Source organism: Actinoplanes sp. NPDC024001, assembly GCF_040638955.1.
Lineage (GTDB): Bacteria > Actinomycetota > Actinomycetes > Mycobacteriales > Micromonosporaceae > Actinoplanes.
This window is the reverse complement of record NZ_JBEZZB010000015.1, coordinates 37868-58883: the sequence shown is the minus strand read 5'-3', so window position 1 is coordinate 58883 and position 21016 is coordinate 37868. Positions and strand designations below refer to the sequence as shown.

Genomic DNA, 21016 nt, shown 5'->3' with positions numbered 1-21016 from the left:
ACCACCGGGCGCGCACAAAAACCGCCAAAGCGGACAAATACCCTTAACGATGCGTCAAGAGAAATCTGTTTTCGTGATCCACGCAGTATGTAATCGCGGTCACTCCCTCTGTCAGGATGGGATCGACGGCACCGCCGCCGTCGCCTTCCGCCACCAAGCGGGGCCACGGCGGGCCGTCCCGGCAGGGGCACGGCACCTGTCGGAGCAAGCCGCGCGGCAACCCCCACCCGGGTCAGGCGCGGTGACCCCCGCGGTTCAGCCGCGCGGCCGGGAGACACCCGACGCGGGCGAATAGATGAATCAGGAGACACGGATGGCGAAAGGCGAGAGCACTGCCGGCAGCGATGTCCCGGCCGGCGGCTTCGTCCAACTGCTGACCCCCGACGGGGAACGCGTCGACAGCGTCACCACCGCTGACGGGACGACGTACTCCGTCGACTTCACCGACGAGGAGTACCGGGGTCTCTACCGGGACCTGGTGACGGTGCGCCGGCTCGACGCCGAGGCGGTCGCCCTGCAGCGGCAGGGCGAGCTGGGCATCTGGGCCAGCCTGCTCGGGCAGGAGGCCGCACAGGTCGGTTCCGGGCGCGCGCTGCGCCCGCAGGACATGGCGTTCCCGACCTACCGCGAGCACGGTGTTCTCTACTGCCGCGGCATCGACCCGATCATGCCGTTCGGCCTGTTCCGCGGCGTCGACCAGGGCGGCTGGGATCCGAACGAGTTCAAGTTCAACACCTACACCATCGTGATCGGCTCGCAGACGCTGCACGCGACCGGCTACGCGATGGGCGTCACGATGGACGGCAAGACCGGTTCGCCCGACGGCGAGGCCGTGATCGCGTACTTCGGTGACGGCGCGACCAGCCAGGGCGAGGTCAACGAGTCGTTCGTCTGGTCCGGTGTCTTCAACGCCCCGATCGTCTTCTTCTGTCAGAACAACCAGTACGCGATCTCCGAGCCGCTGGAGCGCCAGACCCGCGTCCCGCTCTACCAGCGCGCGGGTGGCTACGGCTTCCCCGGCATCCGGGTCGACGGCAACGACGTGCTGGCCACCTACGCGGTGACCCGCGCGGCGCTGGACAACGCCCGCAACGGCCAGGGCCCGACCCTGATCGAGGCGTACACCTACCGGATGGGTGCGCACACCAGCTCGGACGACCCGACCCGCTACCGGATCGCCAGCGAGGTCGAGTCGTGGAAGGCGAAGGACCCGATCAGCCGGCTCAAGGCCTTCCTCGGCAAGCAGCAGATCGCCACCGGCGACTTCTTCGACGAGGTCGACGCGACCGCCCAGAAGCAGGCCCTCGACCTGCGGGAACGGGTGCTGGCGATGCCTGATCCCGAACCGGTCGCACTCTTCGACCACGTCTATCCGAACGGATCGCCGGAGATCGACGCGCAGCGCGCCGCGTTCGCCGAGTACCAGGCTTCGTTCGAGGGGAGTGGGCACTGATGACCGAGACCATCACCCTGGGCAAGGCCCTCAACCACGGCCTGCGCCGGGCCCTGGAGAACGACTCCAAGGTCGTCATCATGGGCGAGGACGTCGGCAAGCTCGGCGGCGTCTTCCGGATCACCGACGGCCTGCAGAAGGACTTCGGCGAGGACCGGGTCATCGACACCCCGCTCGCCGAGGCCGGCATCATCGGCACCGCGGTCGGCCTGGCCATCCGCGGATACCGGCCGGTCTGCGAGATCCAGTTCGACGGGTTCGTCTTCCCGGCGTACAACCAGATCGTCGCCCAGGTGGCGAAGATGCACTACCGCTCCAAGGGCAAGGTGCGGCTGCCGATCGTCATCCGGATCCCCTACGGCGGCGGCATCGGCGCGGTCGAGCACCACTCCGAGTCCCCCGAGGCATACTTCGCGCACACCCCCGGCCTCAAGGTCGTGACCTGCGCGAACCCCGCCGACGCGTACTCGATGATCCAGCAGGCGATCCTCTCCGACGACCCGGTCGTCTTCTTCGAGCCGAAGCGGCGTTACTGGGAGAAGGGCGAGGTCGACCTCGGCGGGGACCTCACGAAGGCGTTCCCGCTGCACGCGGCCCGGGTGGCCCGGGCGGGCACGGACGCGACGCTGCTGGCGTACGGTCCGATGGTCCGGGTCGCGCTGGACGCGGCCGCCGCCGCGGCCGAGGACGGCCGCAACCTGGAGGTCATCGACCTGCGCACGCTGTCGCCGGTCGACTATCCGGTGATCTTCGAGTCGGTCAAGCGGACCGGCCGCGCGGTCGTCGTCCACGAGGCGCCCGGCAACATCGGCCTCGGCGCCGAGCTCGCCGCCCGGATCACCGAGGAGTGCTTCTACTCACTCGAGGCGCCGGTGCTGCGGGTGACCGGCTATGACACGCCGTACCCGGCGGCGCGCCTGGAGGAGGAGTACCTGCCCGACCTGGACCGGGTGCTGGACGCCGTCGACCGCGCGTTCGGCTGGTGACGCCGATGTCGCGGATCAAGGAGTTCAACCTGCCCGACCTCGGTGAGGGACTGACCGAGGGCGAGATCCTGGCCTGGCTGGTCAAGGTCGGCGACACGATCGAGCTGAACCAGCCGATCGTCGAGGTGGAGACCGCGAAGGCGGCCGTCGAGATCCCCGCGAAGTGGGCCGGCGTCGTCACCCGGATCTTCCACGAGGCCGGCACGGTGGTCGAGGTCGGCAAGCCGATCATCTCGATCGACACCGACCCCGGCGCCGGCCCGGCACCGGCGGAGTCTCCGGCCGCCTCCTCGGCGCCGGCCACCGACGAGGCCGAGGCCGGCCTCATCGGAGGCCCGGCCCCGGGTGGGCGCACGGCCGTGCTCGTCGGTTACGGCCCGCGGACCACCAGCGCCAAACGGCGACCCCGCATCGGTACGCCCGCCACCTCCCCGACCGCAACCACTCCGCCCGTGCCTGCGGCCGGGGCGACGGCTCTCACCGCACCGGCACCCGTGTCGCCGGCGCCCGTCGCACCGGCCCCGGCCGTGCGGACCGGTCCGGTGCTGGCCAAGCCACCCGTGCGCAAGCTGGCCCGGGACCTCGGCGTCGACCTCGCCACGATCAACGGGACCGGGCCGCTGGGTTCGGTGACGCGCGAGGACGTACACCAGGCCGCCGAAGGCGCAGCCAAGCCGGCGGCGGTCGTGCCCGCCGCGCCCACCGCGGTCTTCGACGCCTCGCGGGAGCAGCGCATCCCGGTCAAGGGCGTGCGGAAGCTGACCGCGGAGAACATGGTCGCGTCGGCGTTCACCGCGCCGCACGTCACCGAGTTCCTCACGGTCGACGTCACCCGTTCGATGAAGGCGCTCGACAAGCTGAAGGCCCGTCCCGAGTTCGCCGAGCTGCGGGTCTCCCCGCTGCTGCTGGTGGCGAAGGCCGTGCTGCTCGCGGTGCAGCGGCACCCGATGGTCAACTCGGCGTGGTCCGGGGCGACCAACGAGATCGTCGTCAAGGAGTACGTGAACCTCGGCATCGCGGCCGCGACCGAGCGCGGGCTGATCGTCCCGAACATCAAGGACGCCGGCCGGCTCACCCTGCGCGAGCTGGCTGAGGCGCTGAACGCGCTGGTCCGCACCGCGAAGTCGGGCAAGACCCCGCCCGCCGACATGGCCGGCGGCACCCTGTCGATCACCAACGTCGGCGTCTTCGGGGTGGACACCGGCACGCCGATCCTGCCGCCGGGTGAGTCGGCGATCCTCGCGTTCGGTGCGATCCGGCCGACGCCGTGGGTGCACAAGGGCAAGATCAAGGCCCGGCAGGTGACCACGCTGGGGCTTTCCTTCGACCACCGGATCATCGATGGCGAGCTGGGCTCGAAGTTCCTGCGTGACATCGGCACGTTCCTGGAGGACCCGGAGGCGGCGATGCTCTCCTGGACCTAGGGTCATTCGGCCTAATCGGCGGCTGACCTTCGATCCTTAGGCAGATGACCCAGCTCACCCCCGGATAATTTGTTTAGTGGCTATCCAGAAGCGCATACTTGGATCAACAGCGGGACGTGCGCCGAGGGTGACCGCCACAAGCGGGCCGGCGACGCTCGTCGAGTCGGACCGGCAACGAGCCGGGGGGAAGGCACTGTCATGAGCATGATCGATCGGATCCGCCGGCGTCGGATGGTCAGCCGTGAGAACCGGGCCATCAACAAGGCCTGGCAGGCGGCGCCCACGCAGGCGTTGCGCGACGAAATCGCAATCTTCGCCCAGCGGCGAATGCCGTTCTGAGGCGATATTTGCCGCTCAGGCGCATAGGTAACGACGAACGGCCCGCCCGGATCACCCGGGCGGGCCGTTTCGTGTCAAATACCACTCCTGAAGATCGGGCACTCGTCCCTCCGTGGCGTACACCGGGATTCCGGCTGCCGCGCCCGCCCGGTACGGTTGGGCACGGTTCCCAAACCGGCACGGCCGGTCGGGGCGGGTGACCAGGGCCCCCACTCCCCGACGGGGCCCAGCACGGCCAGGCCTGAAAGCTGGCACGGCCCTTCGGCGGAAAGTCGCCGGTGGGGTCGCGTCCGTGCAAAGCTGGCACGGCCGCATCGATGAGGAGGCGCGTATGACGTCCGAGGGGCAGCACGCCGGTCAGCCGGCCGAGGCCACGTCGGGCGGACCCACGTCGGGCAACTTCACGCCCGACGGTGACGGTCAGCGAGTTCCGGGCCGGATCTCGGCCCCTGCTCCCGGCGAGGAATTCCCCCACTCGTACGGGCCGCCGCCGCAGGCGACTCCGAACGGCGGCTCGCCGTTCGTCGTCCCGGCCGTCTCCACCTTCGGTGCCGGTCCCGCCACCGGTACTTCGTACGGTTCGGCTCGGGTGCCGCAGGCCGAGGAAGCCTCGCCGTACGGGTCGGTGTCTCCCGGTAACGCGGGTGGCGCCTCGCCGTACGGGTCGGGTGCCGGCTCGTCATACGGCGCCGCGCCGGCGTCGGGTTCCGCGTCGGTCTCGGGTGCGGCCTCAGTGTCCGGGTCTGCCGCGCCGTTCGGTGCCGCGACTGTTCCTGGTTCCGGCCCGTCCTCCGGCTCCGCGCCTGCTTCCGGTTCGTCTTACGGTGCCGCGCCTGCCTCCGGTTCGTCCTTCGGCGCCGCTGCCGGTGCCACGCCTGCTTCCGGCTCGTCTTTCGGTGCCGCGCCCGATTCGGGCTCGTCTTTCGGTGCTGCGCCCGCCTCCGGCTCTTCTTTCGGTGCCGCGCCTGCTTCCGGCTCGTCCTACGGCGCCGCGCCCGCCTCCGGCTCCTCTTTCGGTGCTGTGCCTGCTTCCGGTGCTTCTTACGGCGCCGCGCCTGCTTCCGGCTCGGCTTCGCCGTTCGGTGCCGACTCGGCCAACGGGCAGAACGGTCAGGCGGCGCAGTCGCCGTGGGCTCCGCAGGAGTCCGCCGTGCCCGCACCGGCTGGTCAGGGCGCTGCCGCCGGGAGCCCGTTCGGTCCCGCAAGCTTCCCGCCGCCCGGCCGCGGCGCGCAGGCCGCGGTCCCGTCGCCGGCTACTCAGTCTTCGCCGGCGGGTGCGCCGGACAACCCGTTCGCCCGGCCCGACTCAGCGCCGGCCGCCAACACCGGCCCGAGTGGTCTGCCGACCCGCACGCCCGGTGCCACCACGCCGGTGGACGAGTTCGGTGCGAGCCGCACGCCCGGTTTCTCCGCCTTCGGCGACCAGCCGGTTCGTGTTCCCGGCGCGTCGCTCTCCGACCTTCCGGACGCCCCGACCCGCGGCGCCGAGGGCAGCCTCACCGGCGGCCCGGCGCAGAACAGCTGGCTCGAGCAGAACGCCCGCTCCTCCGAGACCGGCCAGACGCCCGACACGTTCCCGTCGCGCCGCGGCGACAGCGGCGGTTTCCCGCTGCGCGCCCCAGCTGGCCCGACAGTCGACCCCGGCGCGGCATCGCCCGGTCTGGACCTGCCGGTGCGCAGCCAGCAGCCGTTCGGCGCGGCCTCCGGGCAGCCCTTCGACCGCCCGGCCCAGCCGGCGTCCGCGCAGCCGTTCGGCCGCTCGGGGCAGGCATCGGGTCAGTCCTTCGACCGTCCGGCTCAGCCGGCGTCCGCGCAGCCTTTTGACCGTCCCGCTCAGCCGGCATCCGGGCAGCCTTTTGACCGGCCCGGCGCGGGCCAGGACTTCGATCGGCCTGGGCAGTCGGATTCGGGCGAGTCGTTCGACCGCTCTGGGCAGGCTTTCGGCCAGCCTGGGCAGCCGGGTTCCGGCGAGTCGTTCGACCGCTCCGGCCAGGCTTTCGGTCAGCCCGGGCAGTCCGGTTCCGGCGAGCCGTTCGACCGCTCCGGCCAGGCTTTCGAACATTCCGCGCAGTCGGCTTCCGGGCCGTCCGCTGATCGTCCCGGGCAGCCGGGTGAGCGCTTCGGTGGGCAGGGTGAGCGCTTCGGCGCGTCCGCTGAGCGTTTCGGCGCGTCCGCGGCCAGCGAGGCGGATGAGCCGCCGGCCGGTAGCTCGGGCTTCCCGCAGCGTGTGCCGGGTGCGGCGCTGAGCAGCGGCGGTAGCGTCCCCGAGCCCGCTCCGACTTCCGGCGGCGCGGTGCCGCAGCCGCGTGACCCGTCCGAGCGGCCCGCGATGGGTTCGGCTCGTCCGGTGACGGCCAGCGCGTCGGTGCCGGGTGTCCGCGTGACGCCGCCCGACGCCACCGAGATGCCGCCGCCTGCAGCCGCGCCGCAGGCCCGGGTCTACGGCCGCCCGGCCGCGCCCGACGACGACGAGCCCGCGGACGAGCTTCCGAGCCGTTCCGAGGGTCCTTCCGGTGGCTTCGCGGCGTCTCCGCAGCGCGGATTCCCGGCGGATTCGCAGCGTGACCCGTCCGGCAGCTTCCCGGCGGGCTCGCAGGGTGCTCCCAGCGGCTTCGCCGCGGTGCCGCAGCGTGACGCCTCCGGTGGTTTCCCCGCCGAGTCGCAGCGCGACCCGTCCGGCGGGTTCCCGGCTTCGTCCGGCGGTTTCGCCGCAGCCCAGCAGCGCGAGACCCCCGGCGGTTTCCCCGCGGACTCGCAGCGTGACCCGTCCGGCGGGTTCCCGGCGGGTTCGCAGAGCAACTCCGGCGGCTTCGCCGCAGCCTCCCAGCGTGAGGGCGGCTTTCCTGGCGGCACCGATAACGAGGGTGGCTTCCCCGGCGCATCGCAGCGCGAAGGCGGCTTCCCTGGAGCTGCCCATCGCGAAGGTGGCTTCCCCGACGCATCGCAGCGCGAAGGCGGCTTCGCTGAAGCTGCCCAGCGCGATGGCGGCTTCCCGGGTGCAGGCCAGAGCGAGGGTAGCTTCCCGGGCGCGGCCCAGCGCGACGGTGGCTTCCCCGGCGCACCTCAGAGCGAGGGCGGCTTCCCGGGCGCGGCCCAGCGCGACGGTGGCTACCCGGCTGGCCCACAGCGCGACGACGAGCGCGGCAGCGCCGGCTTCCCGGGGCGGCCGGATGACGACAAGCCCGGCCACGGGGGCCTGACCGGCATCCCGTTCCCGCCGGCCCGGCGGGAGAACGACCAGCAGGGTTCCCCATACGGGTCGGCCGCGGGTAAGCCGGAGGACGCCGCGCGTCCCGGCGGCACCTACGGGGTCCCGGCACCGCAGCGCGAGGAGGAAGGCAGCCCTTACGCCCCGCGCGCGGAGGAGAACAACCCCTTCGGGTCGCGGCCGGATGAGGCCAATCCCTTCGGGGGCCGGTCGGATGAGACCAACCCGTTCGGCCCGCGCCCGGACGAGACGAACCCCTTCGGGCCGCGGCCCGGCGAGGAGCCGGGCGCAGGTTTCGGCGGCCCAGACGGATCGGGCTTCGGCGGCGCAGACGGACCGGGCGGCAACGCCGGCTTCGGCGGACCGGGCGGCACCCCGGGCTTCGGCAGCGCAGGCGCTGCGGGCAGCACCCCAGGCTTCGGCGGCGCAGGCGGTGCGGATGGTGCGGGCGGACCGGGTGGCACTGCCGCCTTCGGGGCCGTCCCGGCGTCGGACGCCCCCGGCGTGGCACCGCAGTCACCCGCCCGGGCCACCGCCCGCGCGTCGGCCAGCGCCCGCGTGAGCCCGCCGGAGACGCCCGGCGCTCCGGGTCCCTACTCGATGCCGGGTTCGCCGCAGATTCCCGGTGGCGCCGGTGCGCCGCCGTTCGGATCGCCGGCGCAGCCGGGGCCGCCGGCCGGCCCGCCCTACCCGGACTTCAACGGGCCGGACCAGTACAACGAGCACACCACGGACGTTTCCGGCCGCGGCGGCTCGCCGTACGTTCCGGCCCCCGCCCTGCCGCCGATGCCCGGCGAGCCGGATCCGCGGATGGGCAGCAACCCGTTCCCGGAGAGCCCGAACCCGTTCCCGGAGAGCCCGGCAGCCCGTGCCACCGTGACCCCGCCGGGCCCGGAGGACACCACGAGCTGGCCCGGCCCGGCCGACGACCAGGGCAAGTTCGACCAGTTCAAGGCGAGCGAGTCCGCCGACCCGGCCAAGCCGGCGAAGGTGCACGTGCGTACCGTGCCGGTCACCCTCGCCGTCGTGCTCGGCGCCGGCCTGCTGCTCGCGCTGGTCTTCGGCCTGACCTGGCTGATCTCCGGCGACGACGAGTTCAAGGTCGCGCAGAACGACTGCGTCAAGCGGGACGGCGACACCCCGGTGGTGGCGAAGTGCTCCGAGTCCGGCACCTTCAAGGTGGTGTCGATCGTCCCGGCGAAGGAGCAGTGCGCCGACCCGGCCCAGCCCTACATCGTCGTCCCGAAGGGCGACGGCACCCAGGTTCTCTGTCTGAAGCCGAACGCCTGACCAACCCCGACCCCGGTCCCGCACGAGCGGGACCGGGGCTCTGAGGCACGATGGGATCATGAACTCTCGCGTGCGTGCGCCCGAACTCAAGGGTCGCGGCTGGCTCAACACCGGAGGCAAGGCCCTCACCCTGGCCGACCTGCGGGGCAAGATCCTCGTTCTGGACTTCTGGACGTTCTGCTGCATCAACTGCCTGCACGTCCTGGACGAACTGCGGCCGCTGGAGGAGAAGTACGGCGACGCCCTCGTCGTCATCGGCGTCCACTCGCCGAAGTTCGAGCACGAACGCGACCCGGTCGCCCTGGCCGCCGCCGTGGAGCGTTACGGCGTGCACCACCCCGTGGTCGACGACGGCGACATGCACCTGTGGCAGCAGTACGCCGCGAAGGCCTGGCCCACCCTGGCCGTCGTCGACCCGACCGGCTACCTGGTCGCCTCGATGGCCGGCGAGGGCCACGCCGAGGGCCTGTCCCGCCTGATCGACGAGCTGATCGTCAAGCACGAGGCGGACGGCACCCTGCACCGCGGCGACGGCCCGTACGTCCCGCCCCCCGCCCCGGACGGCCTGCTCCGCTTCCCCGGCAAGGCGATCGAGCTGCCCAGCGGCAACCTGCTGGTCTCCGATTCGGCCCGGCACCAGATCGTCGAGCTGTCCGCGGACGGCGAGTCCCTGGTGCGCCGGTTCGGCGGCGACCGGAAGGACCCGTTCAACGAGCCGCAGGGCCTGGTCCTGCTGCCGCCGAAGGTCGCCGAGACCGCCGGTTACGACGTGGTGGTCGCCGACACCGTCAACCACCAGCTGCGCGGCCTCAACCTGAGCACCGGGGAGATCACCCTGGTGGCCGGCTCCGGCCGCCCGTGGCGTTCCACCGTGGACGGCCACGCCCACGACGCCCTCGCCGCCGATCTGTCCTCCCCCTGGGACCTGGCCTGGTTCGACGACAAGGTCGTCATCGCCATGGCCGGCATCCACCAGCTGTGGTGGTTCGACCCGATCAAGCGGACCGTCGGCGTCTACGCCGGCACCACCGTCGAGGCCCTGCGTGACGGCCCGCTCCCGGACGTCTGGATGGCCCAGCCGAGCGGCCTCTCGGTCGGGGGAGACCGACTCTGGATCGCCGACAGCGAGACGTCCGCCCTGCGCTACGTCCAGGACGGTGTGCTGCACACCGCGGTCGGCCAGGGCCTGTTCGATTTCGGGCACGTGGACGGCCCGGCCGGCGAGGCGCTCTTCCAGCATCCACTCGGGGTGGCCGCCCTGCCGGACGGTTCGGTGCTGGTGGCGGACACGTACAACGGGGCGGTGCGCCGTTTCGACCCGGCGGCGAACGCGGTGTCGACGGTCGATTCGGGTCTGGCCGAGCCGAGCGACATCCTGGTCACGGCGAACAGCGACGTGATCGTGGTGGAGTCGGCCGCGCACCGGCTGACCCGGCTGGCGCCCGGTGTCGTCACGACCGTGACCGGTGAGCGGCACAAGACCGAGCGCCCGCCGTCGCATCTGGCGCCGGGCGAGGTCACCCTCGATGTGATCTTCACGCCGGCGCCGGGGCAGAAGCTGGACAGCCAGTTCGGTTCCCCGCTGCGGCTGGTGGTGTCGGCCTCCCCGGCCGAGTTGCTCCTGGAGGGCGAGGGCACCACCACCGACTTGTCGCGAAAAATCGTGCTCAACCCTGACGTACCGAAGGGTGTTCTGCAGGTCGTGGCTCAGGCCGCGACGTGCGATGTGGACGCTGAGTTCGGCGCCTGCCACCTGACCCGGCAGGACTGGGGCGTGCCGATCGTGATCGACCCGGCCGGGCCGTCCCGGCTCCCGCTGATCCTGCGAGGCATGGACGCGTGAACCTTCTCCTCCCGAGTGACGGATAACCATCGTCACGACTCGGGGAGGACGGTTCATGCACAGCAGCGAACCGGACGACGCCGCGTTGATCCATACGGACTTCGCGGCGTTGTTCGACCGGCACGCTCCGCACATTCACCGCTATCTGGCGCGCCGTCTCGGCGACCAGCAGGCCGACGACCTGGTCGCCGAGACGTTCCTGACCGCGTTCCGGCGGCGGGAGACGTTCCGTCCGGATCACCGGGACGCCCGCCCGTGGCTCTACGGGATCGCCACCAACCTGGTCGCCCAGCACCGCCGCGACGAGGTACGCCGGCTGCGGCTGCACCTGGCCGTCCCGCCCCAGCCGGACGAGATGTGCCACGCCGACCGGGTGGCCGCCGACGTCACCGCGGCCGCGCTGCGCAACACCCTCACCGCGGCTCTCGCCGATCTGACCGACGGCGACCGCGACGTACTCCTGTTGATCGTGCAGGAGGAGCTGACGTACGACCAGGTCGCCGCCGCTCTCGCCATCCCGGTGGGAACCGTGCGTTCCCGGCTGCACCGAGCCCGGACCACCCTGCGTGCCGCCCTCGGCGGCAGCAACCCGCTGAGCGACGTCGAGGAAGGGGTTCGCCATGGATGAGATCACGCTGACTCGTGAGCTGGGCCGGGAGACCCCGCTCGCGTCGCCGGAGCGGCTGGCCCCGGCCCGTGCCCTGCTGCTGGCCGAGATGGCACCGGTGAAGACGCGCCGCCGGGGCCGCAGCCGGTGGACGATCGCCGGGGCGACCGTGGCCGCCGGGTTGGCCGCCGTCGCCGCGATCACTGTGCCCGGCGATCCCGCGCCGAGCCCCACCGGGCCGCCGCCGGTCGCCGCGAGCACGCCGGTCCTGATCCCGGTGGGCACCTTCCTGGACGAGGCCGCCGTCGTGGCCGGCCAGGACGACGACGTCGTCCCCCGCGCCGACCAGTACGTCTACCTCGAAACGAGGACTCCGGAGTTCGTCTACCGCTCCTGGCTCTCGGTCAGCGGCGAACGCGACGGCGTGGTCATCACCCCGGAGGGCAAGGAGGACCGGCCCGGGTGCAAGAACGGCAAGCAGGCGAGTGTCGACTCGGCCGGCCGGAACATCACGGTCGAGTGCGAACCCGAGCCTCGCTACCTGCCCGACATGCCGACCGAGCCGGACGCCCTGGCCGCCTGGCTCAAGAAGCGCAACGTGAGCGTGGACGGCACGGTCAACGTCAGCGCCGTCGGCAAGGAGATCGGCGAGCTCGCCGGGGGCTACTGGCTGCGGCCGGCGCAGCGGGCCGCGCTCTACCGGGTGGCTGCGAAGATCGAGGGCATCAAACTGGCCCCGAACACCCGCACCGACGACGGCCGGGTCGGCACCGGCCTCGCCTGGGCGCATCCCGGTGAGGGCGAGGCGAAGGTGATGCTGATCTTCGATCCCAAGACCTATCAACTGCTCGACGACAGGCTGCCGGTCATCGTCGACCGGATCGGTCAGCGGCCCTGACCCACGGCGAAGGGACGGACTTCCAGCCCAGCGGCGTGAAGTCCGTCCCGCACGGATCGGGCCAGCTCCACCGCGCCGGGGGTGTCGCCGTGCAGGCAGATCGACCGGACCGGGCAGGCCACCTCGGAACCGTCGACGGCCGTGACGGAACCGTCGGCGGCCATCCGCACCACCCGCTCGACCACCTGCCGCGGCTCGTGCACCAGGGCACCGGCCGCCGACCGCGGCACCAGCCGCCCGTCCGGCAGATATCCCCGGTCGCCGAAACCCTCCCCGATCACGGTCAGCCCGGCGGCCACCGCCCGCTGCGCCAGCACCGATCCGGGCTGGCAGAGCACCGGCAGCGCGGGATCGTAGGCGAGCACGGCGTCCACCACGGCCGACGACTGGACGACGTCGACCGCGGCGGTGTTGTAGAGGGCGCCGTGCGGCTTCACGTACCGGACCCGGTCACCGGCGGTCCGGCAGAACGCCTCCAGTGCCCCGATCTGATAGAGGATGTCGTCGCGCAGCTCGTCGTGGTCGTAGTCGATGCGCCGCCGCCCGAACCCGGCCAGGTCCCGATATCCCACCTGCGCGCCGACCGCGACACCCCGCTCGGCGGCCAGCCGGCACACCCGGTACATCGTGGACGGATCGCCGGCGTGGAAGCCGCAGGCCACGTTCGCCGAGGTCACCACGTCGAGCAGGGCGTCGTCGTCGCCCAGGCGCCAGGCGCCGAAGCCCTCGCCGAGGTCCGCGTTCAGGTCAATCCAGCTCACGAAATCTCACCGTAGTCCCCGGACGCGCCTGCGCCAGCGGCGTCACGTCGTCGACCACGCCGATCACCGGATATCCACCGGTGGTGGGGTGGTCGGCCAGGAAGATGATCGGCTGCCCGTTGGCCGGGACCTGCACCGCACCGAGCACGACGCCCTCGGAGGGCAGTTCGCCGGCCTGGGTGCGGGTCAAGGCGGTGCCGGCCAGCCGGGCACCCACCCGGTTGCTCATCGGGCTGATCTCGTACGTCTGAGTGAACAGTCCCGCCACCTCGAACCAGTCGTCCCGTGGCCCGAGTCGCAGGCCGAGGACGAGTTCCCCGCCCGGCGGCTGCTCGTCCGTGCCGGGATCCGCGGCGGGCTCGTGCACGTCCGGCCCGATCGGCAGCGTCATGCCGTCGGCCAGCCGCTCCGGGCCGAGGCCGGAGAGTGTGTCGGTGGAGCGGCTGCCGAGCACCGGCTCGACCGCGATCCCACCGGCCACCGCCAGGTAGGAGCGCAGGCCACGGGTCGCCCGGCCGACCTCCAGGACCGCGCCGGCCGGCACCGCGACGACCGGGCCCTCGACGACCTCTTTGTCCACTTTGACGACGGCGGGCGCCCCGGTGAGCGCGACCGTGGCCGCCGCCTCGAAGCGGAGCTTGCAGCCCATCAGCGTGATCTCCAGCCCGGCCGCGTCAACGGGGTTGCCGACCAGACGGTTCGCCCTGGTCAGCGCCGGGACGTCGAGTGCGCCGGACCGGGGCACCCCGAGGTGCGCGAAACCGGGCCGGCCGAGGTCCTGCACCGTGGTGAGCGGACCGGCCCGCAGCACGGTGATCATGGGGCCACCAGTCGAACCCGGGTGCCCGGGGAGAGCAGGGCGGGCTGCTTCCGCCGTACGTCGAAGAGGTTTTGATCGGTGTGCCCGACCAGCTGCCAGCCGCCCGGGGAGGCCGTGGGATAGATGCCGGCGTAGCCACCGGCGAGCGCGACCGCGCCGGCCGGCACCCGAGGCCGCGGAGCGGCGAGGCGGGGCACCGCCCAGGCCTCGGGCAGGCCGCGCAGATAGGCGAAGCCGGGCGCGAAGCCGCAGAAGGCGACGGTGAGCGGGGTGTCGACGAGCCGGCGCACGGCCTCCTCCGGGGTGACTTCCCAGAGGCCGGCAACCGACTCCAGGTCGGCGCCGTCGAACACGGTCCGGATCTCCACCAGGTCGCCCTCGGCTCGGGCTGCGCCCGGCCCCGGCTCCCACTCCGCGAGGCGCGTCGCCACCGCCGGGTCGATGCCGTCGAGCAGCACGGTACGGGCGCCCGGAACGATCTCGGCCACCCGCAGCTCCCCGGCCTCACGACGGCTCCACAGCTCGGCGCGCCACGCCTCCACCCGCTCGGAGTCGGCACACTCGATCAGCAGCGCCGTAGCGCCCACCCGTCGTAGCTTCATGAGGAAATCATCCGTGACCGCCAACCGTATTCGGCATCACTACCTACCGGTAACCTACGGTGCCGTAACCTGGATCGCGTGACAACCTCAGCCCCGTTCCGGATGAAGCCGGCCGATCTCGGTAAGCCGCGTCTGCGCGGCCGGTTGCATCAGTACGCGTTCTTCGTCGCCCTGGTCTGCGGCGTCGTGCTGTGTTCGATCGCGCTCAGCCGGCCCGGCATCGCGCCGTTCATCAGCTGCCTGATCTACAGCGTCACGGTCTGCGGACTGTTCGGGATCAGCGCCCTCTATCACCGGCGAGTCTGGAGCGAACGCGGCTACCAGATCATGCGGCGGATGGATCACTCGATGATCTTCATCTTCATCGCCGGCACCTACACGCCGTTCTGCGTGCTCCTGCTCGACCCCGGGAAGGCCACGCTGATGCTCAGCCTGGTCTGGGGCGGCGCCCTCGGCGGCGTCGCGCTCAAGCTGATCTGGCCGCACCTGCCCCGTTGGGCCGGTGCGCCGCTCTATGTGGCCCTCGGCTGGGCCGCCGTCGCGATCCTGCCGGACGTGCTGGCCGGCGGCGTCACCTGCCTGGTGCTGCTGATCGCCGGCGGCGTCACCTACACGGTCGGTGCGGTCTTCTACGCGCTGCGCCGGCCCAATCCGTGGCCGGAGATCTTCGGCCATCACGAGTTCTTCCACGCCTGCACGCTGGTCGCCGCGATCTGTCACCACATCGCGGTCTACTTCGCGCTCTACGCCTGACAACGGTGGCCCGGGCGCCGGCCCGGGCCACCGTCCGCTCAGGAGTATGCGGGCGGGGGCGGCGGCGGGACGTCGTCCCGGCGAACCTCGCGGTACTCGGTGGTGTAACCGGGGGCGGCGACCGGACGTTCGGCCTGCCGCGTCACCACCGTGCGACGACGGCTGTTCCAGAACCAGAGCGTGATGATCAGCCCGGCGAGGCCGGCGACCATCAGGATCCAGCCGATCACGCCGATGTCGAGACCGCTGATGTCGGCCTCCACGGCGAAGGCCAGAATCGCCCCCAGGGCGAGCAGGAAAATACTTGCTCCGATGCCCATCGGACCCTCCTCGATGGTGTCCACGCGGCCGGGCGGCCCGGTCGACCGTGGTGAATGCGTCGATCGACCGTTTACCCGCCCGTGTGAAGTTCCAATCAGGCAAGCTGTTCCCATGACCTCGCGGACGCTGATCCTGCTGCGCCACGCCAAGGCGGAAACGCCCGGCGACTTCGACGATTACGACCGGGCGCTGATCCCCAGGGGCGAGTCCGACGCCGGCGCCGCCGGGTCCTGGCTCGCCGACGAGAAACTCCATCCCGACCTGGTGATCTGCTCCTCGGCCAAGCGCACCCGGCAGACCTGGCAGGCCGCGTCGCTGACCCTGGCCCACGACTCCCGGCCGGCGCCCGAGGTGCGTTACGAGGAAGACCTCTACTGGGGCGGCCGGACCGAGGTCTTCGACCTGCTCCGAGCCGTGCCCGACGAGATCAGGACAGTCCTGATCGTCGGCCACAACCCGACGATGTCCGAAGTGTCCGCTCTGTTGATGCCGGACGAGCAGTTCACCGGCGTGATCACCGAACTGAAGACGGCCGGCCTGGCCGTGCACACCGCCGACATTCCGTGGGCGCAGGCCGAACCCGGGGCGATGCCCCTGGTCCGGCAGCACACCGCCCGCGGCTGAGCCCTTCGAGTTACCGGCCTGGTGGACGACGACGAAGGCCGGCGGACGCCATTGTCCGCCGGCCTTCGTCTTTTCAGGAGAGTGGGAAAAGCTTCAGATCAGAACGCGTCCTCGGACAGCTCCATCACGTCCAGGTTCGTGTTCTCGATGATGCGGCGGTCGGCGCCGATCCGCGGCAGGATCTCGCGGGCGAAGAAGCGGGCCGCGGCCACCTTGCCGGTGTAGAAGGCCTTGTCCGCCTCCGACACCTCGCCGTTGAGCGCGTTGAGCGCCACCTCGGCCTGGCGCAGCAGCAGCCACGCGAGGACGACGTCGCCGAGGGCGAGCAGGATCCGGCGCGAGCTCAGGCCGATCTTGTAGAGCTCGCGGGCCTCACCCTCCTGGACGGCCTGCAGCCAGCCCAGCGTGGTGCCGAGGATCTGCTGCATCTCAGCGAGGGCCTTGCCCAGCCCCAGCCGCTCCTCCTTGAGCTGGCCGTTGCCGGCCTCGCTCTCGACGAAGCCCTGGATCTCGGAGGCGACGGCGGCGAGCGCCCGGCCGTTGTCCTTGACGATCTTGCGGAAGATCAGGTCGAGGCTCTGGATCGCGGTCGTGCCCTCGTATAGGGTGTCGATCTTCGCGTCCCGGACGTACTGCTCCAGCGGGTAGTCCTGCAGGAAGCCGGAACCACCGAAGGTCTGCAGCGACTCGTGGCCGAGCAGTTCGTACGCCCGCTCCGAGCCGACGCCCTTGACCAGCGGGAGCAGCAGGTCGTTGATCCGGGCCGCGTTCTTGGCGGCCTTCTCGTCGCCGGCCGCGGTCGCGATCGCGACCTTGTCCTGCCAGGTCGCGGTGTAGATCACCAGGGCACGCAGGGCCTCGGCGTACGACTTCTGCAGCAGCAGCGAGCGACGTACGTCAGGGTGGTGGGTGATCGTGACGCGCGGGGCCGCCTTGTCGGTGTTCTGCACCAGGTCGGCGCCCTGGACGCGGTTCTTCGCGTACTCCAGCGCGTTGAGGTAACCCGTCGACAGGGTGGCGATCGCCTTCGTGCCGACCATCATCCGGGCGTTCTCAATGATCATGAACATCTGCCGGATGCCCTGGTGCACCTCGCCCAGCAGCCAGCCCTTGGCCGGGGTGCCGTGCTCGCCGAAGGTCATCTCGCAGGTGTTGGAGACCTTGAGGCCCATCTTGTGCTCGACGTTGGTGGCGTAGACGCCGTTGCGCTCGCCGAGCTCACCGGTGGCCGGGTCGAAGTGGTACTTCGGCACGATGAAGAGCGACAGGCCCTTGGTGCCGGGGCCACCGGCGCCCTCGACGCCCACCGGGCGCGCCAGGACGTAGTGGATGATGTTGTCGCTCAGGTCGTGCTCACCCGAGGTGATGAAGCGCTTGACGCCCTCGATGTGCCACGAGCCGTCCGGCTGCGGGATGGCGCGGGCCCGGCCGGCGCCCACGTCCGAGCCGGCGTCCGGCTCGGTGAGGACCATGGTCGAGCCCCACTGCTTCTCGACGAAGAGCTTGGCCCACTCCTTCTGCTCCTCGGTGCCCTCGTGCCAGATGACGTTGGCGAAGGACGGACCCGACGAGTACATCCAGATGGGGGCGTTGGCACCCAGGATCTGCTCGGCGATGGCCCAGTAGAAGCTGCGCGGGGCCGACGTGCCACCCAGCTCGGACGGCAGGTCGAGCCGCCAGAACTCGGAGGCCATGAAGGTCTCGTAGGACTTCTTGAACGACTCCGGCAGCGGCGCGGTGTGGGTCGCCGGGTCGAAGACCGGTGGGTTGCGGTCGCTCTCGGCGTAGCTTGCCGCGAGGTCCTCGCGAGCCAGCCGGTTGACTTCCGCGAGCACGTCGCGGGCAGTCTCCACGTCGATCTCGTCGAACGGCGCCTGGCCGAACGCCTTCTCCGCTCCGAAGACCTCGAACAGGTTGAACTGGAGGTCACGAAGGTTGCTCTTGTAGTGCGTCATGTTGCTTGGCCCCGCTCTCCGGACGCGAGTTACCCGTCAGTAACCCCACTGTATTACTCATCGGTAGGCAGCGACAACCCGGGCAGGGTTTCCGGCCGAACCCACCACGAAGGGCCCCCTGTCCGTCGGATCGGGGGCCAAACGTCTCCGATCAGGTGGCCTGCGGTACAGCCGTTCGGCCATTTGCGGACTTCGACACTCAGACCACGTATCGCGGGCCAAGAAGGTTCGTTTCACCGGATAGACAGCGGAGAACGTTTCGCCGAAGACCCAGGGGGACGCGATGTTCGCCACCATCAAGAACCTGATCCCGGAGCCGCGCCAGGCCAGCCAGCCCCGCAACTACGTCGGGCGGCACCGTCAGCCCGAGCCGGTGCCACCGCTCCCGGCGCCGATCTCGCCGGCCCCGGTGGAGCCGGACGAGACGGCCGCCGCCTGAGCGGTCAGCTCCCGGCAGCTCCGACTTCCCAGCTCGGCACCGACACGGCAGCGCCGCCGTCCGGTCCGGCGTACTCCAACAGAACCAGGGCGATGTCGTCCTCGAGACGGCCGTAGACCCAGTCGTGCAGCGCGGTCTCCAGCGACGCCAGCCCGTCCCCGACGGTGCCGTGGCCGAGCAGCCGCCACGCCCGGTCCGCGGTCGGGAAGAACTCGCCCTCCCGGCGCGCCTCGCCCAGGCCGTCGGTGAAGAGCAGCAGCCGGTCGCCCGGCTCCAGCCGCTCCACCCGAGCCTTCACCTCGGGCATGAACCCGAGCGGGGGCGCGGGGGCCGGCGGCTCCAGCGGGATGACCTGCCCCCGCCGCAACAGCAGCGGGGCCGGATGTCCACAGTTGACGATGGTCAGCGTGCCACCGCGTTCCTCGACCAGGGCCGCGGTCACGAAGTCCTCGTCGCCGACGCTGCGGGCCACCGCGCGATCCAGGTCGGCCACGATCGACTTGATGTCGGCCCGCTCGTACGCCACGTGCCGGTACGACCCGAGCACGATGCTCGCCAGCCGGACTGCGTCCAGGCCCTTGCCTCGTACGTCTCCGATGATGATCCGGACGCCGTACGGCGTGTTGAGGGCCTCGTAGAGGTCTCCACCGATGTCCGCCGCGGCCGTCGCCGAGATGTAGCGGCCGGCGATCGCCAGCGAGCCCACCTGCGGCCCGATCGGTCGCAGCACCGCCTGCTGCGCAACCGCCGCCAGGCGGAGCAGCTCGGCGATCCGGTCGGCCTGCCGTTCCCGGATCGTGGCGCCGGCCGCGGCCACGCCGGTGGCCAGGATGATGCCCATCAGGTTGACCAGACCGGCGACGTCGTCCGTGCCGGCCGCGCCCACGAAGACCGCCCCGACCACGGTCGCCAGCACCCCGACACCGACGACCATCTGCCAGGCCGCGAAGACCGCCGCGACGAACGGCACGGCCGCCAGCAGGCCGACGAAGTGCGCCGACGGCCCGTCCACCAGCTCCACGGCGGACACGACAGCGAGCAGCACGAGGGCCGCGCCGAGTCCGGCGCGGTTCCCTGGGCTCATCGGGCGGCGACCGCCCGGCGCGAATTTAGGCATGGTTCCGCGGAACAGCATGCCCGATCGGCCCTACGTCGGGCATCAACTTGACCCCTAGGCTGAGCCGAGTCTGTCCACCTGTTAGTTCTGAGGTCATTCGGTCGGTCCACGAAGGGCGGCGCGACGGTGACACGATGTCCCCGTGACCGTCGATCTCCGTGACCTCCTGCGCTCCGAGTTCCGCTGGACCAACCCCGGCCCGGACAGCGAATATCTGGTCAGTGACCGCTCCGGCTGGTGGCGTGAACCGAGGATCCTGGAAGGACTCGGCCCGGCGCTGGGCGATTTCTTCCGCGCCGACCGGCCGACCGTGGTCGTCGCGCCCGAGGTCACCGGTTTCATGCTGGGCCCGCTCGTCGCCCGGGCCCTCGGCGTGGGTTTCGTGGAGGCCTACCGAGCCGGGGCGCGCCGGCCGATCGCCGAGCCGATGATCTGGACCGAGGTGCCGGCCGATCACCGCGGCGAGACGCAGCATCTGGGCGTGCGGAGCCGGCTGGTCGGCGACGACGACCGGGTGCTGGTCGTCGACGACTGGGCCGCGACCGGCGCCCAGGCACGCGGCCTGCGCAATCTTTTCGGCAGCCGGTACCTGGGCACGGCGGTGATCGTCGACGAGTGCCCGCCCACGGTGACGGCCGAGCTGCGCATCCGCAGCCTGCTGAGCGGGGCCGATCTGGACCCCTAGGCGGGGCGGACCCGCTGGTACCCGGCCAGGGCGCCCCGGGTCGGGATCCAGCCGGTCGCGGTGTAGCTGGCGAGGCCACGCTGCACGTACGGGTCGTCGGCGATCAGCGCCTGCGCCTCGGCCTCGGTGTCCACGTCCAGCAGGATGATGCCGCCGAGCGGCGGGTCCTGGCGGCCGGCGGTCACCGAGAAGCCACGCTTCTCCAGGTCGGCCACGAAGTTCAGGTGGTCCTCGCGGGCCTCGTCGACCTCGGCCAGCGGCTTCAGGTACTGCGAAATCATCAGGTACACGCCGTCATCGTAAATCCGGATCGACGATCGCCCGATCAGGTGACAGCGCCGTCCCCCGTCGGTGAACAGTCCGGCCGCCCGACTGATCCGATTTGCCCGGGGCAAAAGCTACGTTTCACCCGTGCAGATTCAGATCACGGCGACCCCCGACCCGGCTCTGATCGCGGCCGCCGTCCGGCGCGGGCTGCGCCGCCCGGTCCTGGCCTTCCGCTACGCCGGCTGGACGGTCCTGCTCGCGGCCCTGGTCGTGCAGCTCACCACCGGGCGGCTCGCCCCGTTCCTGCTGGCCGGGGGCGTGGGCCTGGCCGTACTCGTGCCGATGCTCTTGATCAACATCTCCGCGCGCGGCGCGGAACGCACCGCGACCACCTACCAGATCAGCGAGAGCGGCGTGGCCAGCTCCAGCGCGCAGAGCAGCCATGCGTACGCCTGGCGCGCCTTCCGCTCCGTCGAGCGGCTCCCCGGCCAGCTGGTCTTCCGCCGCAGCGACACGCAGTACCTGCCCGTGCCCACCGCCGGGCTGACGCCCGGCCAGGTGGAACACGTCCTGGCCCTGGCCGCGACGAACGGCGTCGCCGTCCAGCGCCCCTGACTCAGGGCT

General features: G+C 71.5%; 20 protein-coding genes. 13 read left to right on the top strand and 7 right to left on the bottom strand.

The genetic code is table 11. The features are described from left to right. The first annotated feature begins 313 nt into the window (after nt 1-313). From pdhA to AB0F81_RS08495, 8 genes are all read left to right on the top strand, one after another. Entirely contained in the window at nt 314-1453 is a 1140-nt protein-coding gene (gene pdhA / locus AB0F81_RS08530; protein ID WP_360193059.1) for a pyruvate dehydrogenase (acetyl-transferring) E1 component subunit alpha, read from the top strand. Then, entirely contained in the window at nt 1450-2439 is a 990-nt protein-coding gene (locus AB0F81_RS08525) for an alpha-ketoacid dehydrogenase subunit beta (RefSeq protein WP_360193160.1), read from the top strand. The genes pdhA and AB0F81_RS08525 overlap by 4 nt, the downstream gene beginning before the upstream one ends. Before the next feature lie 5 nt (nt 2440-2444). Continuing rightward, on the top strand, nt 2445-3863 hold the full coding sequence (locus AB0F81_RS08520; RefSeq protein WP_360193056.1) for a dihydrolipoamide acetyltransferase family protein: 1419 nt from the start codon (nt 2445-2447) through the stop codon (nt 3861-3863). Between the two features lie 198 nt (nt 3864-4061). Further along, nucleotides 4062-4202 carry a hypothetical protein gene (locus AB0F81_RS08515; RefSeq protein WP_360193053.1) on the top strand — a complete coding sequence of 47 codons (141 nt, stop codon included), beginning with the start codon at nt 4062-4064 and terminating at the stop codon, nt 4200-4202. A gap of 1150 nt (nt 4203-5352) precedes the next feature. Continuing rightward, nucleotides 5353-8700 (top strand): hypothetical protein, encoded by a 3348-nt coding sequence (locus tag AB0F81_RS08510; RefSeq protein WP_360193050.1) that lies wholly within the window; start codon nt 5353-5355, stop codon nt 8698-8700. A 58-nt stretch (nt 8701-8758) separates the two neighbouring features. Then, nucleotides 8759-10543: an NHL domain-containing thioredoxin family protein gene (locus tag AB0F81_RS08505; RefSeq protein ID WP_360193047.1), complete on the top strand. Its 1785-nt coding sequence runs from the start codon at nt 8759-8761 to the stop codon at nt 10541-10543. Nucleotides 10544-10598: 55 nt separating this feature from the next. Further along, nucleotides 10599-11171, top strand: a complete 573-nt coding sequence (locus AB0F81_RS08500; protein WP_360193045.1) for an RNA polymerase sigma factor — start codon at nt 10599-10601, stop codon at nt 11169-11171. Beyond that, nucleotides 11164-12048 (top strand): CU044_5270 family protein, encoded by an 885-nt coding sequence (locus AB0F81_RS08495; protein ID WP_360193042.1) that lies wholly within the window; start codon nt 11164-11166, stop codon nt 12046-12048. The genes AB0F81_RS08500 and AB0F81_RS08495 overlap by 8 nt, the downstream gene beginning before the upstream one ends. Here AB0F81_RS08495 and AB0F81_RS08490 read toward each other — a convergent pair. Genes AB0F81_RS08490 through AB0F81_RS08480 form a run of 3 tightly spaced genes read right to left on the bottom strand, consistent with a single transcriptional unit; the run spans nt 12036 to nt 14231 of the window. Next, complete coding sequence (locus tag AB0F81_RS08490; protein ID WP_360193157.1) at nt 12036-12800, bottom strand: 5-oxoprolinase subunit PxpA; 765 nt, start codon at nt 12798-12800, stop codon at nt 12036-12038. The genes AB0F81_RS08495 and AB0F81_RS08490 overlap by 13 nt on opposite strands. Continuing rightward, on the bottom strand, nt 12796-13629 hold the full coding sequence (locus tag AB0F81_RS08485; protein ID WP_360193039.1) for a biotin-dependent carboxyltransferase family protein: 834 nt from the start codon (nt 13627-13629) through the stop codon (nt 12796-12798). Before AB0F81_RS08485 ends, AB0F81_RS08490 begins: the two co-directional genes overlap by 5 nt. Then, on the bottom strand, nt 13626-14231 hold the full coding sequence (locus tag AB0F81_RS08480; protein ID WP_360193037.1) for an allophanate hydrolase subunit 1: 606 nt from the start codon (nt 14229-14231) through the stop codon (nt 13626-13628). The genes AB0F81_RS08485 and AB0F81_RS08480 overlap by 4 nt, the downstream gene beginning before the upstream one ends. A 78-nt stretch (nt 14232-14309) precedes the next feature. On the opposite strand from AB0F81_RS08480, the gene AB0F81_RS08475 reads away from it, so the two are divergent. Further along, nucleotides 14310-14984, top strand: coding sequence for a hemolysin III family protein (locus AB0F81_RS08475; RefSeq protein WP_360193035.1), 675 nt, complete (start codon nt 14310-14312; stop codon nt 14982-14984). A 38-nt stretch (nt 14985-15022) separates the two neighbouring features. Here AB0F81_RS08475 and AB0F81_RS08470 read toward each other — a convergent pair whose 3' ends face one another. After that, nucleotides 15023-15304 carry a DUF6458 family protein gene (locus AB0F81_RS08470; protein WP_360193032.1) on the bottom strand — a complete coding sequence of 94 codons (282 nt, stop codon included), beginning with the start codon at nt 15302-15304 and terminating at the stop codon, nt 15023-15025. A gap of 112 nt (nt 15305-15416) precedes the next feature. On the opposite strand from AB0F81_RS08470, the gene AB0F81_RS08465 reads away from it, so the two are divergent. Next, entirely contained in the window at nt 15417-15929 is a 513-nt protein-coding gene (locus tag AB0F81_RS08465; RefSeq protein WP_360193029.1) for a histidine phosphatase family protein, read from the top strand. Nucleotides 15930-16027: 98 nt separating this feature from the next. Here the strand turns inward: AB0F81_RS08465 and AB0F81_RS08460 are convergent, their stop codons facing one another. Then, nucleotides 16028-17884 (bottom strand): acyl-CoA dehydrogenase, encoded by a 1857-nt coding sequence (locus tag AB0F81_RS08460; RefSeq protein ID WP_360193027.1) that lies wholly within the window; start codon nt 17882-17884, stop codon nt 16028-16030. Between the two features lie 283 nt (nt 17885-18167). Here AB0F81_RS08460 and AB0F81_RS08455 point away from each other — a divergent pair, with 283 nt between their 5' ends. Beyond that, nucleotides 18168-18323, top strand: coding sequence for a hypothetical protein (locus AB0F81_RS08455; RefSeq protein ID WP_360193025.1), 156 nt, complete (start codon nt 18168-18170; stop codon nt 18321-18323). Between the two features lie 4 nt (nt 18324-18327). Here AB0F81_RS08455 and AB0F81_RS08450 read toward each other — a convergent pair whose 3' ends face one another. After that, nucleotides 18328-19458 carry a PP2C family protein-serine/threonine phosphatase gene (locus AB0F81_RS08450; RefSeq protein ID WP_360193022.1) on the bottom strand — a complete coding sequence of 377 codons (1131 nt, stop codon included), beginning with the start codon at nt 19456-19458 and terminating at the stop codon, nt 18328-18330. A 124-nt stretch (nt 19459-19582) separates the two neighbouring features. Here AB0F81_RS08450 and AB0F81_RS08445 point away from each other — a divergent pair, with 124 nt between their 5' ends. Continuing rightward, nucleotides 19583-20125 (top strand): phosphoribosyltransferase, encoded by a 543-nt coding sequence (locus AB0F81_RS08445; protein ID WP_360193019.1) that lies wholly within the window; start codon nt 19583-19585, stop codon nt 20123-20125. Here the strand turns inward: AB0F81_RS08445 and AB0F81_RS08440 are convergent. Then, complete coding sequence (locus AB0F81_RS08440) at nt 20122-20406, bottom strand: YciI family protein (protein WP_360193154.1); 285 nt, start codon at nt 20404-20406, stop codon at nt 20122-20124. The two genes, AB0F81_RS08445 and AB0F81_RS08440, sit on opposite strands and share 4 nt — an antisense overlap. A 130-nt stretch (nt 20407-20536) precedes the next feature. Between AB0F81_RS08440 and AB0F81_RS08435 the strand changes: the two genes are divergently transcribed. After that, on the top strand, nt 20537-21007 hold the full coding sequence (locus tag AB0F81_RS08435) for a YcxB family protein (protein ID WP_360193016.1): 471 nt from the start codon (nt 20537-20539) through the stop codon (nt 21005-21007). Nucleotides 21008-21016: the final 9 nt, after the last annotated feature.

Excerpts from the sequence above, each read along its gene's own strand:
- AB0F81_RS08495 (WP_360193042.1), top strand. The coding sequence starts at position 11,164 with ATGGATGAGATCACGCTGACTCGTGAGCTGGGCCGGGAGACCCCGCTC.
- AB0F81_RS08480 (WP_360193037.1), bottom strand. The coding sequence starts at position 14,231 with ATGAAGCTACGACGGGTGGGCGCTACGGCGCTGCTGATCGAGTGTGCC.
- AB0F81_RS08505 (WP_360193047.1), top strand. The coding sequence starts at position 8,759 with ATGAACTCTCGCGTGCGTGCGCCCGAACTCAAGGGTCGCGGCTGGCTC.
- AB0F81_RS08455 (WP_360193025.1), top strand. The coding sequence starts at position 18,168 with ATGTTCGCCACCATCAAGAACCTGATCCCGGAGCCGCGCCAGGCCAGC.
- AB0F81_RS08465 (WP_360193029.1), top strand. The coding sequence starts at position 15,417 with ATGACCTCGCGGACGCTGATCCTGCTGCGCCACGCCAAGGCGGAAACG.
- AB0F81_RS08515 (WP_360193053.1), top strand. The coding sequence starts at position 4,062 with ATGAGCATGATCGATCGGATCCGCCGGCGTCGGATGGTCAGCCGTGAG.
- AB0F81_RS08500 (WP_360193045.1), top strand. The coding sequence starts at position 10,599 with ATGCACAGCAGCGAACCGGACGACGCCGCGTTGATCCATACGGACTTC.
- AB0F81_RS08450 (WP_360193022.1), bottom strand. The coding sequence starts at position 19,458 with ATGCTGTTCCGCGGAACCATGCCTAAATTCGCGCCGGGCGGTCGCCGC.
- pdhA (WP_360193059.1), top strand. The coding sequence starts at position 314 with ATGGCGAAAGGCGAGAGCACTGCCGGCAGCGATGTCCCGGCCGGCGGC.
- AB0F81_RS08520 (WP_360193056.1), top strand. The coding sequence starts at position 2,445 with ATGTCGCGGATCAAGGAGTTCAACCTGCCCGACCTCGGTGAGGGACTG.
- AB0F81_RS08460 (WP_360193027.1), bottom strand. The coding sequence starts at position 17,884 with ATGACGCACTACAAGAGCAACCTTCGTGACCTCCAGTTCAACCTGTTC.
- AB0F81_RS08485 (WP_360193039.1), bottom strand. The coding sequence starts at position 13,629 with ATGATCACCGTGCTGCGGGCCGGTCCGCTCACCACGGTGCAGGACCTC.
- AB0F81_RS08440 (WP_360193154.1), bottom strand. The coding sequence starts at position 20,406 with ATGATTTCGCAGTACCTGAAGCCGCTGGCCGAGGTCGACGAGGCCCGC.
- AB0F81_RS08470 (WP_360193032.1), bottom strand. The coding sequence starts at position 15,304 with ATGGGCATCGGAGCAAGTATTTTCCTGCTCGCCCTGGGGGCGATTCTG.